Origin of the sequence: Mesorhizobium sp. B2-6-1, from assembly GCF_006440475.1 — a bacterium.
Classification (GTDB): domain Bacteria; phylum Pseudomonadota; class Alphaproteobacteria; order Rhizobiales; family Rhizobiaceae; genus Mesorhizobium.
The window spans coordinates 210,408-228,032 of sequence record NZ_VFUH01000009.1 but is presented as its reverse complement, the minus strand read 5'-3'; the positions used below and the strand labels follow the sequence as shown (position 1 = coordinate 228,032).

Annotated in this window: 19 protein-coding genes; 3 read left to right on the top strand and 16 right to left on the bottom strand. The window is 64.0% G+C overall.

The features are described from left to right. Positions 1 to 32: 32 nt before the first annotated feature. A complete protein-coding gene (locus FJ443_RS19805; protein ID WP_140494015.1) occupies positions 33 to 548 on the top strand; it encodes an outer membrane protein assembly factor BamE in 516 nt (171 codons plus the stop codon). Between the two features lie 243 nt (positions 549 to 791). Here FJ443_RS19805 and FJ443_RS19800 read toward each other — a convergent pair whose 3' ends face one another. Continuing rightward, a complete protein-coding gene (locus FJ443_RS19800) occupies positions 792 to 2,933 on the bottom strand; it encodes a sodium-translocating pyrophosphatase (protein ID WP_140521791.1) in 2,142 nt (713 codons plus the stop codon). Positions 2,934 to 3,163: 230 nt separating this feature from the next. Next, positions 3,164 to 3,664 (bottom strand): DUF2165 domain-containing protein, encoded by a 501-nt coding sequence (locus FJ443_RS19795; RefSeq protein WP_140494019.1) that lies wholly within the window; start codon positions 3,662 to 3,664, stop codon positions 3,164 to 3,166. On the opposite strand from FJ443_RS19795, the gene FJ443_RS19790 reads away from it, so the two are divergent. Further along, complete coding sequence (locus FJ443_RS19790; RefSeq protein ID WP_246681225.1) at positions 3,636 to 3,977, top strand: hypothetical protein; 342 nt, start codon at positions 3,636 to 3,638, stop codon at positions 3,975 to 3,977. The genes FJ443_RS19795 and FJ443_RS19790 overlap by 29 nt on opposite strands. Positions 3,978 to 4,002: 25 nt before the next feature. On the opposite strand, the gene FJ443_RS19785 is transcribed toward FJ443_RS19790, so the two are convergent. The 5 genes from FJ443_RS19785 to FJ443_RS31220 form a co-directional block, all read right to left on the bottom strand. Further along, positions 4,003 to 4,752, bottom strand: a complete 750-nt coding sequence (locus FJ443_RS19785; RefSeq protein WP_140494023.1) for an ABC transporter permease — start codon at positions 4,750 to 4,752, stop codon at positions 4,003 to 4,005. Continuing rightward, positions 4,749 to 5,687, bottom strand: a complete 939-nt coding sequence (locus FJ443_RS19780) for an ABC transporter ATP-binding protein (RefSeq protein WP_140665445.1) — start codon at positions 5,685 to 5,687, stop codon at positions 4,749 to 4,751. The genes FJ443_RS19785 and FJ443_RS19780 overlap by 4 nt, the downstream gene beginning before the upstream one ends. Continuing rightward, on the bottom strand, positions 5,684 to 6,847 hold the full coding sequence (locus FJ443_RS19775; RefSeq protein ID WP_140583725.1) for an ABC transporter permease: 1,164 nt from the start codon (positions 6,845 to 6,847) through the stop codon (positions 5,684 to 5,686). The genes FJ443_RS19780 and FJ443_RS19775 overlap by 4 nt, the downstream gene beginning before the upstream one ends. 316 nt (positions 6,848 to 7,163) lie before the next feature. Continuing rightward, positions 7,164 to 8,075, bottom strand: coding sequence for an ABC transporter substrate-binding protein (locus FJ443_RS19765; RefSeq protein WP_140665442.1), 912 nt, complete (start codon positions 8,073 to 8,075; stop codon positions 7,164 to 7,166). Between the two features lie 79 nt (positions 8,076 to 8,154). After that, the gene (locus FJ443_RS31220) at positions 8,155 to 8,364 is read right to left on the bottom strand and encodes a hypothetical protein (RefSeq protein ID WP_181165181.1); all 210 of its coding nucleotides are present in this window, start codon (positions 8,362 to 8,364) and stop codon (positions 8,155 to 8,157) included. On the opposite strand from FJ443_RS31220, the gene FJ443_RS19760 reads away from it, so the two are divergent. After that, entirely contained in the window at positions 8,281 to 8,853 is a 573-nt protein-coding gene (locus FJ443_RS19760) for an NADPH-dependent FMN reductase (RefSeq protein WP_140494031.1), read from the top strand. The genes FJ443_RS31220 and FJ443_RS19760 overlap by 84 nt on opposite strands. Positions 8,854 to 8,867: 14 nt before the next feature. On the opposite strand, the gene FJ443_RS19755 is transcribed toward FJ443_RS19760, so the two are convergent. The 9 genes from FJ443_RS19755 to FJ443_RS19715 all read right to left on the bottom strand — a co-directional run bounded on the left by FJ443_RS19755 (position 8,868) and on the right by FJ443_RS19715 (position 17,484). After that, positions 8,868 to 10,082 carry an MFS transporter gene (locus FJ443_RS19755; RefSeq protein WP_140494033.1) on the bottom strand — a complete coding sequence of 405 codons (1,215 nt, stop codon included), beginning with the start codon at positions 10,080 to 10,082 and terminating at the stop codon, positions 8,868 to 8,870. After that, positions 10,079 to 10,579: a transcription antitermination factor NusB gene (gene nusB, locus FJ443_RS19750; protein ID WP_140494035.1), complete on the bottom strand. Its 501-nt coding sequence runs from the start codon at positions 10,577 to 10,579 to the stop codon at positions 10,079 to 10,081. The genes FJ443_RS19755 and nusB overlap by 4 nt, the downstream gene beginning before the upstream one ends. Further along, entirely contained in the window at positions 10,576 to 11,070 is a 495-nt protein-coding gene (gene ribH / locus FJ443_RS19745; RefSeq protein WP_140494037.1) for a 6,7-dimethyl-8-ribityllumazine synthase, read from the bottom strand. Before ribH ends, nusB begins: the two co-directional genes overlap by 4 nt. Before the next feature lie 237 nt (positions 11,071 to 11,307). Then, on the bottom strand, positions 11,308 to 11,925 hold the full coding sequence (locus FJ443_RS19740; protein ID WP_140494039.1) for a riboflavin synthase: 618 nt from the start codon (positions 11,923 to 11,925) through the stop codon (positions 11,308 to 11,310). Between the two features lie 11 nt (positions 11,926 to 11,936). Next, positions 11,937 to 13,067 (bottom strand): bifunctional diaminohydroxyphosphoribosylaminopyrimidine deaminase/5-amino-6-(5-phosphoribosylamino)uracil reductase RibD, encoded by a 1,131-nt coding sequence (ribD, locus tag FJ443_RS19735; RefSeq protein WP_181165168.1) that lies wholly within the window; start codon positions 13,065 to 13,067, stop codon positions 11,937 to 11,939. Next, positions 13,064 to 13,543 (bottom strand): transcriptional regulator NrdR, encoded by a 480-nt coding sequence (nrdR, locus tag FJ443_RS19730; protein WP_010915593.1) that lies wholly within the window; start codon positions 13,541 to 13,543, stop codon positions 13,064 to 13,066. The genes ribD and nrdR overlap by 4 nt, the downstream gene beginning before the upstream one ends. Positions 13,544 to 13,682: 139 nt before the next feature. Further along, a complete protein-coding gene (locus FJ443_RS19725; RefSeq protein WP_140494043.1) occupies positions 13,683 to 14,267 on the bottom strand; it encodes a hypothetical protein in 585 nt (194 codons plus the stop codon). A gap of 81 nt (positions 14,268 to 14,348) precedes the next feature. After that, on the bottom strand, positions 14,349 to 15,662 hold the full coding sequence (gene glyA / locus FJ443_RS19720; protein ID WP_140494046.1) for a serine hydroxymethyltransferase: 1,314 nt from the start codon (positions 15,660 to 15,662) through the stop codon (positions 14,349 to 14,351). Positions 15,663 to 15,843: 181 nt separating this feature from the next. Next, positions 15,844 to 17,484 (bottom strand): Na+/H+ antiporter, encoded by a 1,641-nt coding sequence (locus FJ443_RS19715; RefSeq protein ID WP_140494048.1) that lies wholly within the window; start codon positions 17,482 to 17,484, stop codon positions 15,844 to 15,846. Positions 17,485 to 17,625: the final 141 nt, after the last annotated feature.

Here is a 17,625-nt window from a genome sequence, read left to right as displayed (position 1 = left end):
GCAAGTTGCGGCGATATAATGGAGAATTGTTGTTGCGCGCGCTGAATTTCAAGTCGACCTTCTCTTCCAGGCCCGCTGGCGCGATCTCGCTGCTGGCCATCATTGCGGCGCTTTCGGCCTGCAACAGTTCCAAGATGATCGGTGATCTGAACCCCAGCGAAACGCTGACGCAGGGGTATGTCATCGATCAGCAGGCGATCGATTCGGTGCCGGTCGGCTCAAGCCGCGAGCAGGTGCTGCTCGCGCTCGGCACGCCCTCGACGACGGCGACCTTCGACAATGAAGCCTTTTACTACATCTCGCAGACTCGCAAGCGCTATGTCGCCTTCGACAAGCCCCGGCTGATCGATCAGCATGTGCTGGCGGTTTATTTCGGGGCCGATGGGCGGGTCACCCAGATCGCCAATTACGGCCTGAAGGACGGCAAGATCTTCGACTTCATCTCGCGCACCACGCCGACTGGCGGCAAGGACCAGAACTTCCTCAGCCAGATCATCAACGGCGCCAGCAAGCTGGCGCCCGGCATTCCCGGCGGCGGCACTCCCTGATCTCAGACCCGCCTCCCCTTGGGGATGGCAGCACCATCTCAGGCGACCAAAAACCCGTGGGAGCGATCCCACGGGTTTTTGTTATCATGGGGCGGGAGAGGCCGGCTCGTCGGCGATGGGCAGACAGCGACGGCAGGACGCGGACGCAGCCGTTGAAATTCGTTTTCCGCGTTCCAAAACCGCCGTCAAATAAAAACCCGCGGGGATTGCTCCCCGCGGGTTTTCATTGTCGAGCTTTGCCGCTCAGCCGTGCGCCAGCACCGCCAGCAGCAGGAGCGCCACGATATTGGTGATCTTGATCGCCGGGTTGACCGCCGGGCCGGCCGTGTCCTTGTAGGGATCGCCGACCGTATCGCCGGTCACCGAGGCCTTGTGCGCCTCGGAACCCTTCAGGTGCTTGATGCCGTCCTTGTCGGTGAATCCGTCCTCGAACGACTTCTTGGCGTTGTCCCAGGCGCCGCCGCCCGAAGTCATCGAGATGGCGACGAACAAGCCGTTGACGATGACGCCGAGCAGAGAGGCGCCGAGAGCCGCAAAGGCCGACGCTTTCGAGCCCGAGATCAGCAGCACGCCGAAATAGACGACGAGCGGCGCCAACACCGGCAGCAGCGACGGGATGATCATTTCCCGGATCGCCGCCTTGGTCAGAAGATCTACCGCGCGCGCATAGTTCGGCTTGGACGTGCCGGCCATGATGCCCGGGTCGTCACGGAACTGCTTGCGCACCTCCTCGACGATGGCGCCCGCCGCGCGGCCGACGGCCGTCATGGCGATGCCACCGAACAGATACGGGATCAAGCCGCCGAAGATCAGGCCGGCGACGACGTAGGGGTTGGAAAGATCGAAGGAGACCTCGCCCATGCCCTGGAAGTAGGGATATTTGTCGCCATTGGCGGCAAAGAATTTCAGGTCGTTCGAATAAGCCGCGAACAGCACCAGTGCGCCGAGGCCCGCCGAACCGATGGCATAGCCCTTGGTCACCGCCTTGGTGGTGTTGCCGACCGCGTCGAGCGCGTCGGTGGAGTGGCGCACTTCCTTGGGCAGGCCGGCCATTTCGGCGATGCCGCCGGCATTGTCGGTGACCGGGCCAAAGGCATCGAGCGCGACGATCATGCCGGCAAGGCCGAGCATGGTGGTGACGGCGATCGCCGTGCCGTAAAGGCCGGCGAGCTGATAGGTCGAGATGATGCCGCCGACGATGACGATGGCCGGCAGTGCCGTCGATTCCAGAGAGACCGCAAGGCCCTGGATGACGTTGGTGCCGTGCCCGGTCACCGACGCCTGGGCGATCGAGTTGACCGGACGCTTGTTGGTGCCGGTGTAGTACTCGGTGATCACGACGATGAGACCGGTCACCACGAGGCCGATCAGGCCGCAGATGAACAGGTTCTTGCCGGTGATGACCATGCCGGCGACAGTGCCGACCTCGCCCCAGCCAAGCGTGGCCGAGGTGGCGACGCCCAAGCCCACGATGGACAACAGGCCGGTGACGATCAGCCCCTTGTAGAGCGCGCCCATGATCGAACCGTTGGAGCCGAGCTTGACGAAGAAAGTACCGACGATCGAGGTCAGGATGCAGGCGCCGCAGATAGCGAGCGGATAGAGCATCGCGGCACTCAGAACCGCGGTGCCGCCAAAGAAGATGGCGCCCAGCACCATGGTGGCGACGACTGTCACCGCATAGGTCTCGAACAGGTCGGCCGCCATACCGGCGCAGTCGCCGACATTGTCGCCGACATTGTCGGCAATGGTGGCGGGGTTGCGCGGATCATCCTCGGGAATACCAGCTTCGACCTTGCCGACCAGATCGCCGCCGACATCGGCACCCTTGGTGAAGATGCCGCCGCCGAGACGGGCGAAGATCGAGATCAGCGAGGCGCCGAAGCCGAGCGAAACCAGCGAGTCGATGACGATACGGTCATTGGGCTGAAGCCCCATGAAATGGGTGAGGATCAGGTAGTAGATCGACACGCCAAGCAGGGCAAGGCCGGCAACAAGCATGCCGGTGATGGCGCCCGACTTGAATGCGATGTCGAGGCCGGCGGCAAGGCTGTTGGAAGCGGCCTGTGCCGTGCGAACATTGGCCCGCACCGAAACATGCATGCCGATGAAGCCGGCCGCGCCGGAAAGCACGGCCCCGATCAGGAAGCCGATCGCGGCGGTGATGGACAGCAGCCACCAGGCGAGCAGCAGCACGACCACGCCGACGATGGCGATGGTGGTGTACTGGCGCGCCAGATAGGCTTGCGCGCCCTCACGGATGGCGGCGGAGATTTCCTGCATGCGTGCATTGCCCTGGTCCGACGCGAGGACCGAACGTGTCGCCCAGATGGCGTAAAGGACAGAAAGCAGGCCGCAGGCGATGACGGCGGAAATTATGGTCATGCCGGGTTTTCCTCGATTGCTGGCCCAAAAGAACCCCTCCCTGGGCCGTTGAGACAAAGACGGAATCCCGTGCGCGGAATCCCCCTCTTCGCAGCGGTGTATGCGAAACAGGGCCGCGAACGTCAAGATATTGTTCGGTTTTTGCCCGGCTTTCGCCCAAAAGAGCCAGACGGCGGCAGATGTCGCCATGCCGCTGCTGCTTTATATCGATTGAAATCACGGATCAGCACTCAGGTTTGGCGCAGATCACCGTCTGGCTGGATGACGAAGATCAGCACCGCCAGCATGGTCATGTAGAACATGAATGCCTTCTGCTGGCCGTTCCAGATGCTCGATTGCCACATGGCGAACCACTCGCCGCCCACCACCATAAATCCAAGATACCAGATCAGGAATCCCATCGTCGCGGCGATAACGGCGAATTTCTTGGCATCGTTGAAAACCTCTCCGCTGGCATTGCGCGCTTGCCACAGGTTCCAGGCCGCGATCAGGTAGAGCAGACAGGTCAGCGCCTCGCCGGCGATGATGAGCCAGTAGCCCGTCGTCCATAGCGAGGGGTTGGTGATCGAGCGATACATCAGCGCGTTGCCGGGAAAGGTCGTGTCCATGCTCAGCACGTGCTGGACAAAGGCGAAGTTTGAGCCGTAATCGGTGACGTTGCCGAAAGCGACAAGAAAGGCGAAAGCCGCCAGACAGAGACACATGACGATCTTGGAGAAGCGCAAGGTCATGGCAAGAACTCCTGCTGAAGGATCGGGGCATCGGCCCAATCAATCGCCGAGTCCCGAAGATCGCGCAACTGGCAGGCGGGTGTTGATTACGCTCACGGCCAGCGCAAGACATTATGCCGGCAAGCAAGTCCTCGCCGAACCCATCGAGGCGCTCCAGCTCGGCAGCGATTGCGCCGTGGGTGATCTTGTCTCGTTCGTGAAAGCCGGCACACAACACGACTTTGCCGTCATCTGCCGCCGCTGGATCTGCAAAGAGCAGGGCATCAAACTCGAACTGACGCTCGACCACCCTGCCCGTTCAAGTGGACGTTGAAAGATCGGAGCACCGGGACAGAAGCCTACTCGGCCTGGCGCCCCATGCGCCGCGCGGCATAGCGTTCGACCGCCGACAACCCATCATAGATCAGCACGGCCAAGGCGGCGACGATCAGGCCGCCCTGCAAGATGAAAGCGAGATTGTTGGACAAGAGCCCGGCAATGATCACCTCGCCCAATGTCTTCGCTGCAACCGTCGAGCCGATGGTGGCGGTGGCCAGGCTGATAACCACCGACAGCCTTATGCCGCCGAGGATGACCGGCGCGCTGAGCGGCAATTCGACCTTCAGCAGCCTTTGCCAACCGGTCATGCCGGCACCGCGCGCCGCTTCCATGACATTGCCGGGCAACGTCGTCAGGCCGGTCAGCGCGTTCTCGAAGATCGGCAGCAGACCATAGAGGAACAATGCGATCAGCGTCGGCTTCTCGCCGAACCCGACCGCCGGCACGGCAAGCGCCAGCACCGCCACCGGCGGGAAAGTCTGGCCGATATTGACCAGGCTGCGTGACAGCGGCAGGAATTCGGCGCCGGCAGGCCTGGTGACCAGGATGGCGAGCGCGACCGCCACGATGGTGGCGGCGAGCGTGGCGATCAGCACGGTGCGCAGGTGCAGCAGCATCAGCGTCAGCAGGCTGCCCTGATTGTAGATCACCGGCGCGCCGTTCTCGGTCAGCGGCTTGAGCAGCGGCTCGAACCAGCCGGGGCTGGTGACGAAAGCGACCAGCAGCACCACCAGCGCAAGCCTGAGCAGCAACGGCAGCCAGGCTTTCATGCCGGCCTCGCCGCACGCTTCACCAAGCCGTCGATGGTAACGCGACCGAGCGGCTTGCCGTCGGCATCCTTGACCGGCAGCGCCGGACGGCCAGACCAGAGAAGTTCGGCCAGCGCGTCGCGCTGGCTGGCGTCGCCAGGAATCGCCTCACCTTCCGCCGCGCCCTTTTCGACTGCGTCGCGCACGCGGCCGAGCGACAGCAGCCGAAACGGTTTTTCGCTGGCGCCGACCAGGGTCTCGACGAAGCCGCTGGCCGGCCTCGCCAGTATCTCCGCCGGCCTGGCATATTGTACCAGCTTGCCGGCATCCATGACGGCGATCTTGTCGCCCATATGCACGGCCTCTTCCATGTCGTGGGTGACGAGGATGATGGTGGTGCCGAAGCGCCTCTGGATCGCAAGCAGATCTTCCTGCGCCTTGGTGCGGATTATGGGGTCAAGCGCGCCGAACGGCTCGTCCATTAACAGCACATTGGGTTCGGCCGCGAGCGCGCGGGCGACGCCGACGCGCTGTTGCTGGCCGCCGGAGAGCTCGTGCGGATAGCGCGGCCCGTAGGCCTGCGGGTCGAGCTGGTAGAGCGTCATCAGTTCGTCGACACGGGCCTTGATGCGATCCTTGTCCCAGCCAAGCAGCACCGGCACGGTGGCGATGTTCTGCGCCACCGTCCGGTGCGGGAACAGGCCGTGGCCCTGGATGGCGTAACCGATGCTGCGCCGCAGCTCGTAGCCGGGCACCGAGCGGTTGTCGGCGCCGTCGAGCTTGATGACGCCGGAAGTCGGCTCGACCAGCCGGTTGATCATGCGAAGCAGCGTCGTCTTGCCGGAGCCCGAGGTGCCGACGATGACGCAAAGGGTGCGGGGCTCTATGATCATCGAGACTTCATCGACCACCGTGGTCGCATCGTAGCGCTTGGTAATGCCTTCGATCTCGATCATGCGGGGTCCGCCCTGCGCTTGGTTGAGGTCATTTCGATCACCGCGTCGAGAATGATGGCAGCAGCGAAGGCGAGCGCAACCGTCGGCACGGCGCCAAGCAGCACCAGGTCCATCGCGGTCTGGCCGACGCCCTGGAACACGAACACGCCGAAGCCGCCGCCGCCGATCAGGGCGGCGATGGTGGCGAGGCCGATGTTCTGCACAAGCACGATGCGGATACCGGTGAGGATCACTGGGAAGGCCAGCGGAAACTCGACGCCGAACAGGCGTTGGCGATCCGTCATGCCCATGCCGCGCGCCGCGTCATTGGCGGCACGCGGCACACCGGCAAGGCCGACCACGGTATTGGCGACGACCGGCAGCAGCGAATAGAGGAACAGCGCCACGAACGCAGGTGCCGTTCCGATGCCGCGGATACCGAGCGCGGCCGCTCCCGGCACATGCGCCGCCACCCAGCCGAGCGGCGCGATCAGCAGGCCGAACAGCGCGATCGAGGGAATGGTCTGGACGATGTTGAGCACGTTGAGCACGCCGGCGCGCAGGCGCTCGACGCGATGGCACAGGATGCCAAGCGGCAGGCCCAGTATCACCGCCGCCGCCAGCGAACCAAGCGCCAGCGTGACATGTTTGGCGCCCTCGGCCCAGAAACTGTCGGCACGGTTGAAATATTCCTTGAGGATCGAAAGGCTGTCCCAGGATCCCGATATGAGCAGCAGCCCGATGGCGAGCGCGGCAACGACAAGCACGCCGACACGTGACCAGGGAGACAGGTTCATTCTCGTCAGCACGTCGGCCAGCAGGAGGGTAAAGGCAAAGATCAGCAGCCAAAACCCGGAGGCCGGCGAAACGCGCGCGAAGGTATTGCCTGCCGGGGTCAGGAATGTCCCGGTGACGCCGATCAACAGCGCGAGAGCCGCCAGCGTGATCACGCTCGCGGCAAGGCGCAGGACGAGCGGCGTTTTCAGCAGCGCGACAAGCGCGGCTGCGACAACGATGGCCAAAAGCAGCGGGCCGGCCAGTGCCGGAAGTGCCTCTACGATCGAGCGCGCCTGGCCGGGCACGATGCGATTGGCGCGGAACGTGGCGAAGGGTGCTACGAAAGCCGCATAGGCAGCGATCGCGGCGATGACCACGCCGAGCTTGTCGAAGCGGAGGGTCATGGCTGCCCCTCAAAGGGGGAAATCTGCCACGAGGTACACAGTTGGCTGGCGACTGGCGAAAGCCGACGCGATTTCCGATCTCCCCCCTTGCGGGGGAGATGGCCGGCAGGCCAGAGGGGGGTGTGAAGGATCGCCAACTTTCGAGCGTCGGCTTGTTCGAAAACGGTCCTGTCCGAGCGCGCAGCTGTGACGAGTTGAGAGGTCGGCGGGACAGCACCCCCCTCTGTCCTGCCGGACATCTCCCCCGCAAGGGGGGAGATCGGCAGCTTCCAGAGGGGGGCGCCTCGCACCAGCATCACGGTCAGCTAAGCGCTGACTACTTCAAGAACCCATTCTTCTTCAAAAAGTCTTCCGCCACACCGTTGACCGGCTCTCCGCCGACCTGGACGCGGCCGTTGAGTTCCTGCAGCGTGATGAGGTCGAGCTTGGCGAAGACCGGCTTCAACAACGTCTCGATCTCGGGATGCTCCTTCAGCACCGCCTCGCGGATGATCGGCGCCGGCTGGTAGACCGGCTGCACGCCCTTGTCGTCGTCGAGCACGACCAGCCCGGAGGGCGCGATGCCGCCGTCAGTGCCGTAGACCATGGCGGCGTTGGCGCCATTGGTCTGGTTGGCTGCCGCCGCGATGGTCGCGGCCGTGTCGCCGCCGGAGAGCGTGATCAACTGGTCAGGCTTCAACGTGAAGCCGTAGGTGGTCTGGAACGCCGGCAGGGCCGCGGCTGAATTGACGAACTCGGCCGAGGCCGCGAGCACCACCTTGCCGCCGCCGGCGACATATTTGCCGAAATCGGACAGGGTGGCGAGCTTGTTGGTTTCGGCCACCTCCTTGCGCAGTGCGATCGCCCAGGTGTTGTTGGCCGGCGACGGCGACAGCCAGACGATCTTGTTGGCGTCGTAATCGAGCTTCTTGGCCGTCTCATACGCCTTGGCGGCGTCCTTCCAGACCGGGTCGTCGGTCTTCTCGAAGAAGAAGGCGGCATTGCCGGTGTATTCGGGATAGATGTCGATCTCGCCGGCGGTGATCGCCTTGCGCACCACCGGCGTGCCGCCGAGTTGGATGCGGTCAGTGGTCTTGATGTTGTTGGCGTTGAGGACGAGCTGGATGATATTGCCTAGCACGCCGCCCTCGGTGTCGATCTTTGAGGACACAACCACCTGAGCATTCGCCGATGCCGCCGTGATGCCGAGCGCGAGCGCCGCGCCAGCCAGAAGCTTGATTGAAAACATTGTGAAAATCCCTTGCTGTGAACCGGAATTCGGTGCCGCATATGAGCACGGCTCCAACGTCTCGTCGGGGCACACGGTTTCATAACAAGTGGTACAGACGCAATATTTTTGTTCGGAAGGCCAATTGCGACGCGACGCTGGCGATCTGCTGCCATCTGGCGGATAATGCGGTGAGGGTGCGGGTGGCAAACACGGAGAGCGTGTCATGGCCATACACAAAGTCGGTTACCTCATCGGCAGTCTTGCCCGGGAATCCATCAACCGCAAGCTCGCGAAGGCGCTCGTTCAACTTGCCCCTCCCGAACTCGACATGACCGAAATCGCCTTCAAGGATCTGCCACTGTACAGCTACGACTATGACGCCGACTTCCCACCGGCAGCCCGGGATTTCAAAAAGGCGATCGCCTCCGTCCAGGCCGTATTGTTCGTCACCCCGGAGTACAACCGCTCGATCCCTGGTGGATTGAAGAACGCAATCGACTGGGCCAGTCGGCCCTACGGCAAGAATTCGTTCGCGCGCAAACCGTCGGCCGTCATCGGAACATCGCCGGGCGCCATCGCGACCGCCGTTGCCCAACAAAGCCTTCGAAGCGTTCTGAGTTTCTGCAATTCGCCCCAGATGAACGCGCCTGAAGCCTACATACAGTTCACGCCGGGGCTGATCACCGACGACGGCGAGGTGACGGTCGAATCCACTGAGGACTTCCTGCGCAACTACATGGCTGAGTTTCACATGTTCATAGCGCGAGTGCTTCAGGTTCTGCCGCCGGACGCATAAATTCAAATTGGGCGTCAAGCCAGACGCAAGCTCGCAATCCTCAGCGCGCCGAGCGCGACGAAGCATAGCACGGTGACGGGAAAGATCATCCAGTTCAGCATGGTCCAGCCCCAGGCATTGTAGACCATGCCCGACATCAGCGAGGCGCAGGCCACGGAGCCGAACAGGACGAAGTCGTGGAACCCCTGCACCTTGCCCTTTTCGGAAGGCCGGTAGCTTGCCGCGACCATGGCCGTGGCGCCGATGAAGCCGAAATTCCAGCCGAGGCCGAGCAGGATCAGCGCCGTCCAGAATTGCCATAGCGCCAAGCCGGACAGCGCGACGACCGCACAGCCGATCAGCAGCAGGAGGCCGACCGCGACAATGCGTTCAGCACCGAAGCGATGGATCAGCGATCCGGTGAAGAAGCTCGGCCCGAACATTGCCATGACATGCCACGAAATGCCGAGCGTCGCATCGTCCTCCGACAGGCCGCAGCCGACCATGGCGAGCGGCGCGCCGGTCATGACGAAGCTCATCAGGGCATAGCTGCCGACCGCGCAGAAGAGTGCCGCGACGAAACGCGGCTGCGTGACGATCTCGGCCAAGGGCCGGGCATCGCTGCCGGCAATTTCCGTTCCGCCGGCGGCGGCCCTCGCCGGCAGGCGCAGCAATGACAGGATCGCCGCGCCGACGGCGGCTAGCACCAGGATGGATGCGAACGAACCGGCAAACATCACCGGTGCGAACAACTCGCGGGTGAAGATGACGATCTGCGGTCCGAGAATGGCGGTGATGATGCCGCCCGCCAGCACGAAGGAGATGGCGCGCGCCTTGAACTGCGGCGGCGCATTGTCGGCGGCGGCAAAGCGGAACTGCTGGACGAAGGCGCCACCGACACCGATCACCGTCAGGCCGAAGGCAAACAGCCAAAAACTGCCATGGAAGAGTGCCAGCGTCGCGACCAGACCGCCAAGCGCGGTGACGATCGTACCGGTCATGAAGCCGCCGCGCTGGCCCATGGCGCGGATGATGGCCGCCGCCGGCAGCGCACCGAGTGCCACGCCGAGATTGAAGCCGGTGATCGGCGCCGTCGCCAGCGACTTGTCCGGGCCGAGCAGATATTGACCGGCAAGCGCGCCCATGGAGATGGCGATGGGCGCTGCCGAACCAATGATCGCCTGCGAGGCGGCGAGGATCAACGCGGTGCGCCGCGCCTCCCTGGCCGCCTCGATGGCGACCGCCGTCATGAAGCGTCCTTGCCGCGTCCCTCGCCACGCACCCGACGGGAGACGCGATCGAGCACGGCGTTGACCAGCTTCGGCTCGTCTTCCTCGTAGAAAGCCTTGGCGATATCGACGTATTCGGAAACGATCACCGCCACCGGCACGTCTTCGCGCTTCATCAGTTCGTAGACACCGGCGCGCAGGATTGCGCGCAGTGTCGAATCGAGGCGCGACAGCGGCCAGTCATCGGTCAGCGCCTGGCGGATAACCGGATCGATGGTTTTCTGGTCCTCGACGACACCGGTGAGGATGGCGCGGAACCATTGGGCATCCGCCTCGCGGTAAAGCGCGCCATCGACTTCCTTGCCAAGGCGAAACGCTTCGTATTCGGCAGTGATCTCGAAGACGCCGCTGCCGGCGACATCCATCTGATAGAGGGCCTGCACGGCGGCAAGCCGCGCCGCGCCGCGCTTGTTGGCGTGGCGCACCGTGGGCTGTCCGGGCGAAGCGGGGTCGCTCACGATCGCGCTCCCAGTCGTTCCTTGAGCGCGATCATGGTCAGCGCCGCGCGCGCGGCAAAGCCACCCTTGTCGCCCTCCGAACGCTTGGCTCGCGTCCAGGCCTGTGCGTCGTTTTCCGTGGTCAGGATGCCGTTGCCGATACAGACCGAGTCCTGCACGGACAGGTCCATCAGTGCGCGGCTGGATTCATTGGCGACGATATCGAAGTGATAGGTGTCCCCGCGGACGACGGTGCCAAGCGCGACGAAGCCGTCATAGTTCATGCCGCCTTCCGCCGCGCCGTCCAGCGCGAAGGTAATGACGGCGGGAATTTCGAGCGAACCTGGAACGGTGACGACGTCGTAGGTCGCACCCGCTTCGTCAAGCGCGCTCGTCGCGCCTTCGAGCAGCGCGTCGGCAAGATCGTCGTGGAAGCGTGCCTCGATAACGAGAAGGTGGGCCTTCTTCTTCGGGCGAATGAACGCTTTGCCGTGTTGGGATGTGCCAGCCATAAATGTCTCCGGGATCGCCGGTGACTTAGGCCGAAGCCGGATTGATCGCAAGCACAAGATTGCCTCATTGGGACGGGGTACCGAGATCGGACAGTCTGTAGCGAGGCTTTGAGCCCAGGCAACAATGGCGTGGGCCACTACTCGGCCAGCATCTACATCGGCCACCCCAGCCGCGCTTGCACTTTGGAATTCCTGTTTTCCATCACCGCTAGTTCCTCATGAACAGCTCGGCGATGCTCAAAGCCCCTCTTTCGCCGCTTCCGCCAGGCGCGCCGCATAGCGGGCCATGGTATCGATCTCGAGATTGACGCGGTCGCCGACCTGGCGCTCACCCCAGGTGGTGACGGTCAGCGAATGGTGGATCAGAAGCACGTCGAAGCGGGTGCCTTCCACCTTGTTGACGGTGAGCGAGGTGCCGTCGAGCGCGACGGAGCCTTTCGGCGCGATGAACTTCGCCAGCTCGCGCGACGCTTCCAGCGTGAAGCGCACCGCATCGCCCTCGTCCTTGCGCTCGACGATCTCGGCGGTGCCGTCGACATGGCCCGACACGATATGGCCTCCAAGCTCGTCGCCGATCTTCAGCGCCCGCTCAAGATTGATGCGCGTGCCTGACTTCCAGCCCATCGCCGTCGTCAGCCGGAGCGCCTCCTCCCAGGCCTCGACTTCGAACCAGCGCGCGTTCGAGCCGCTGTCGGGCAAGGCCGTCACGGTAAGGCAAACGCCGCCGCATGATATCGAGGCGCCGATGGCGATGGTTTCGGGATCATAGGCGGTGTCGATACGCAATCCCACGCCTTCCCGCAGCGGCTTGACGGCCGCGACGGTGCCTATGTCGGTAACAATGCCGGTAAACATCGGTGTTGATCCTAAAAGTCTCTTATCCACTCGGCGTAGCTGTCCTCGCCGAACCGCATCTCGCGCAGTTTGCGAAATCCCGCCGGGACATGGTTGGCATCGATGGGCGATGCAATGCCCCCCTTGCCAATCGCCTCCGGTCCTCGGAACAGCACGATGCGGTCGACCAGGCCCTCCGACAGGAAGGCGCTGGCCACCTTGGCTCCACCTTCGACCAGCACGCTGGCCATACCGAGCGCAGCAAGATCCTCGAGCAGTTCCGGCAGCGCCACGCCGCCTTCATGCGTCTCGGTGCCGATGAAACGCACGCCGGCGCGTTCGAGCGTTGCCCGCCGCAGAGGATCGGCTTCCAGGCAAGCCGCGACGTAGAGCGGCACCCTGTCGACACCGGACACCAGTTTCGAAGTCTCAGGCAGCCTGATCTGCCTGTCGAGCACAATGCGCGCCGGCGACCGGTTCTCCAATCCCGGCAAGCGCACCGTCAGCGCCGGGTCGTCCTCCAGCGCCGTGCCAATGCCGATCAGGATGGCATCGGCTTCGGCGCGCATTAGATAGACTTCACGGCGCGCAATGTCGCCTGTGATCGACACCTGCCCAACACCTTCCATGCCGATCTTGCCGTCGCTGGAAAGCGCTAGCTTGAGAGTCACTTCCGGCCGTTTCCTAAGCGATCGAATGAGATAGCCGGCCATCTGCTCGGCGGCCTCCGCCGCCAGGACATTCTCCACAACATCGACGCCCGCGGTGCGCAGGATCGCGTAGCCTTGGCCTGACACGCGCGGATCGGGGTCGCTGGCGGCGCCAACGACGCGCGCGATGCCGGCATTGACCAGAGCGTTGGCGCAAGGCGGCGTGCGTCCGTGATGCGCGCAAGGCTCCAGCGTGACGTAGGCGGTGGCGCCGCGCGCCAGTTCGCCCGCTTCGGCGAGCGCCTCGGTCTCGGCATGCGGGCGGCCGCCGACAGCGGTGACGCCGGTGCCGACAATCATCGGGCCCAAGCCATCGTCGCGCACGATGAGTGTACCAACGGAAGGATTGGTTGAGGTCCGGCCCGCATTCCTGCGCGACAGTCTGAGTGCGGCTGCCATGAAACGGCGGTCAAGGGCTGCCTGTCCGGCCTCGCTGTGTTCCGCCATGCTCAGCCAGCGTCCTCTTCGCTCTTGTCCTCGTCGCCTTTCAATTCCCCCAGCAGCTCATGGAAATCCTTGGCCTCGCGGAAATTGCGGTAGACCGAGGCGAAGCGGACGTAGGCGACGTCGTCGAGCGACTTCAGCGCTTCCATGACCAGCCGCCCAACCTCGCCCGAGGCCACTTCGGTCTCGCCGGAGCTTTCCAGCTGGCGCACGATGCCGGTCACGGCACGATCAATGCGCTCGGGATCGACATTGCGCTTGCGCACCGCGATCTCGACGGAGCGCAAGAGCTTGTCGCGGTCGAAAGGCACTTTTCGCCCCGACTTCTTGACCACGACGAGGTCGCGCAACTGCACGCGCTCGAAGGTGGTGAAACGGCCGCCGCAATCGGGGCAGACGCGACGCCTGCGGATCGCCGCGCCATCCTCGGCGGGGCGCGAATCCTTCACCTGCGTATCTTCGGACTGGCAATAGGGACAGCGCATTGAGAGCCTTGGGTTCACGAATCTGGTGAGGCGAAAAGGCTTAGAGCCTTTTGCCACGATGGCAAGGCACGCAGACCCTTTCGCGTCAGAGATAGCGAGCCGCGAGGCAGATTGCCAGCACCCGCCTTCGCGCGCTTGGCTAGGGTGCAACGTCCTTGGTCGGAAAGCCGCATGATGTGCCGAGGTTGCGGTAGGCTTTAGTGAAGCCGTCCATCGGAATGCTGGCGAAAGCCTCTTTGCCGAAAGCGACATCGAGCGAGGTGACTTTGCGCATGGCTCGCAAGAGCGCGAGACTGGTCTTGGGCTGGTTGTCGACCGTCCAGCTGGGACGGCCGTTCACGGCATCGTTCGAATAGACGGTGGCGGAAACCTTGACGCCAGGATCACCAAAAGTCGCGGCGATCTTCTTGCCAGTGGGCAGGTTCCGGTTGTCGACAATAAGCATGATGGCCGGGTAGGCGTCCGGCGGCATGGCGTCGCCGTTCGAGATCGACAGCGTCAGCGTGCCCGAATTGCCGCTGGCATCGAAAAAGGCAGTCGAAGCGGCGCAGGTCTTGCGCGCATCCTGCCCGGTGTCGAGCGTATCGACGATGGTTGTCCATCTGCCGAAGGTAGCGGTGGCGGGCACTTCAGGGGCGGTCTGCGCAAGGGCAGTCCCGGGCAATGTCAGGGAAACGGCCAGCAAGCCATGGGCGCCAAGGATGGCGGGACGGAAATTACGCATCGTCTGGTCTCCAGTTCGGCGCGTCGACCGATCGGGGGTCGGCGCGCCGCTGGCGGATAAGAGATGACGCGTGGCGCGAGGTCAACCGAGATAAGGGTAGAGCGGGAATCGATCGGTCAGCGCCACGACCTTGGCCTTGACCGCGGCCTCGACCGAGGCATTGCCCTCATCGGAATTGGCGGCCTTGAGGCCATCCAGCACCTCGGCGATCAGCTTGCCTATTTCGCGGAACTCGGCCTGGCCGAAGCCGCGCGTTGTGCCGGCGGGCGTGCCGAGCCGCACGCCGGAGGTGACGAAGGGCTTTTCCGGGTCGAAGGGGATGCCGTTCTTGTTGCAAGTGATGTTGGCGCGCCCAAGCGCTGCCTCGGCGCGCTTGCCGGTGGCATTCTTGGGGCGCAGGTCGACCAGCATCAGGTGGTTGTCGGTGCCGCCCGACACGATGTCGAGGCCAGTCTCCTGTAGGCTGGACGCCAGCGCCTTGGCGTTGGCGGCGACGCTCTCGGCATAGAGCTTGAAGCTCGGCTTCAGCGCCTCGCCGAAGGCAACCGCCTTGGCGGCGATGACATGCATCAGCGGTCCGCCCTGCAGGCCGGGGAACACCGCCGAGTTCATCTTCTTGGCGATCTCCTCGTCGTTGCACAGGATCATGCCGCCGCGCGGGCCGCGCAGCGACTTGTGCGTGGTGGTCGTCACCACATGGGCATGCGGCAGCGGCGAGGGATGCACGCCGCCGGCGACGAGGCCGGCGATGTGGGCCATATCAACCATGAGGTAGGCGCCGACCGCATCGGCGATCTCGCGAAAGCGCTTCCAGTCCCAGATGCGCGAATAGGCGGTGCCGCCGGCCAGGATCAGCTTCGGCTTCGTCTCATGCGCCGTCTTCTCGATGGCGTCCATGTCGAGCAGGTGGTCGTCCTTGCGCACGCCGTAGGACACGACCTTGAACCATTTGCCGCTCATGTTGACTGGCGAGCCGTGCGTCAAATGCCCGCCGGAATTGAGGTCGAGGCCCATGAAGGTGTCCCCCGGCTGCAAGAGAGCCAGGAACACCGCCTGGTTCATCTGGCTGCCGGAATTGGGCTGCACATTGGCGAAGTTGCAGCCGAACAGTTTTTTCGCGCGCTCGATCGCCAGCTCCTCGGCGACATCCACGAACTGGCAGCCGCCATAGTAGCGCTTGCCCGGATAACCCTCGGCGTATTTGTTGGTCATGATCGAACCCTGCGCTTCGAGCACGGCGCGCGAGACGATGTTCTCAGACGCGATCAGTTCGATCTCGTGGCGCTGGCGTCCGAGTTCGTTGCGGATCGCGCCGAAAATTTCCGGATCGGCATCTTCCAGCGTGGTTTCGAAGAAGGATTCGAATTTGTTCGACGCTGCCGCTGCTGTTGCCATGGCCTGAATTCCTTAGGTCCGGAGGTCGGTTTTGTCTTGCGCATGCCGTTGTCCCAAACCCCTGCACATTTTTGTGTGACAGGATTGGGTTCGCCGCGCCATTAACACAGTTGTTTTCGCCTCGCCACGTTTGCGGCGCGAAATTTGCTGGCCCGATTGCGGCAAGCAGAGCGGCGAACCGTTATTTCCTGTCGCGCCGCTGCTTCAGAAGAGCCTCGGTCAAGGTGATCTCGGAAAACAGCGCCCGCATCGTATGGTCATTGATCTCGCGGCTGAGAAACATGGCGCGTAGCGCGGCGCGCTCGGCTTCTATGCCGGCCGCCCTGAGTTCAAGCTCCAGACGGCTCGCCTCACGCGCCTCGGCACGCGCTTCGTCGGCCTCGTCGGAGGCGGCGATGCGGCGCCGGTAGCCGGCGACGATGCTGTCGGCAACGGCGAGCCGTGCCTCGACGGCCCCGCCCTCGCCTGCCTCATTGGCGATGCTCTCGATCCTGGCGATCGCCGCATTGGCTGCGCCGACCCGCGCCCGGCGCTCCTCGGCCGCTGCCGGGTCCTCGCCCGGTTCGACCAGCCCGCGAGCGATCTTCGGCAGCGCGAGGCTGGCGATGGCCAGCGAGCAGATGATGACCCCGGCGGCGAGGAAGATCACCACGTCGCGGGCCGGGAACGGCGAGCCGTCCTGCAAGGTGAGCGGCAGCGACAGGATACCGGCCAACGTGATCGCTCCGCGCACGCCGGCGACCGATCCGGCGAGCCGCACGCGCAGGCCGAACGGCTCGGCCTTTCGCTTGCCGAGCCGCGCCGCCATGGCGCCCGCCATGTCGCCGATCCATATCCACAGGAAACGCAGGCCGATCAGGCAAAGGGTCAGCAGCAGGACTGTCAGCACCGGCTCGATGATCCAGTGCCGGCTGGACAACTCCGGCGGCACCTTACGGATGATATCGGGAAATTGCAGGCCAAGCAGAATGAAGAGCGCGCCGTTGAAGACGAAGGACAGCGTCGACCACAGCGACATCGTCTGCATGCGCGCCGAGACACCGAGAAAGCGGAACATGCCGGAAACTCCGGTCAACAGGCCGGCGGTGACCGCCGCCAGGATGCCCGAGGCGCCGATATGCTCGGCGCCGAGATAGGAGACGAAAGGCACCAGGATCATGACCAGAACCTGCGCCTCCGCCGGCACGCCGCCGATGCGGTTGAGCAGTTGCAGCGCCTTGGCGGCAACGAACAGCGCCGCCATGCCGGCGAGGATGCCGGCAGCCACGGCATAGAGAAAGCTCAGCGAGGCCGCGGCAAAGGAAAAGCTGCCGGTCAATGCCGCCACCACGGCAAAGCGGAACATGACCAGACCCGACGCGTCGTTGAGCAGCGACTCGCCTTCCAATATGTGCATCAGCCGCGCCGGAACGATGTTCCTGTCGACTATGGAAGACACCGCCACCGCGTCGGTCGGCGACAGCACCGCGGCGAGCGCGAAAGCGACGACGAGCGGGATGCTGGGCACGAGCCAATGCAAGGCGTAGCCAAATCCGACGATGGTGAAGAAGACCAGTCCAATGGCAAGGTCGAGGATAGGGCCACGCAAGGCGACAAGCTCGCGTTTGGGCGCAGCAAAGGCATCGGCGAACAGAAGCGGCGGAATGAATACGAGCAGGAACAGTTCCGGATCGATCTCGACATGCAGCCCGCGCGCCGGCCAGGCCAGCGCAGCACCCATGGCGATCTGCAGCACCGGCAGCGGCACCCGCACCAGCCGCACCAATGCACCGGAAAGCGCCACTAGGACGAGCACGACGAGGATGAAGACGGCAACTTGCATGGTCCGATTCCGGCAGTTTTGCCGACCATGCGCAATCGCCCGCGCTTCGTCCAGCCGGAGCGCGCCTACGCAGAGTTGGAGGTCAGCGGCGGTGTGAACGGCCTAGCGGCGGCGACAGAAAAAGGCCGCTCAAGAGCGGCC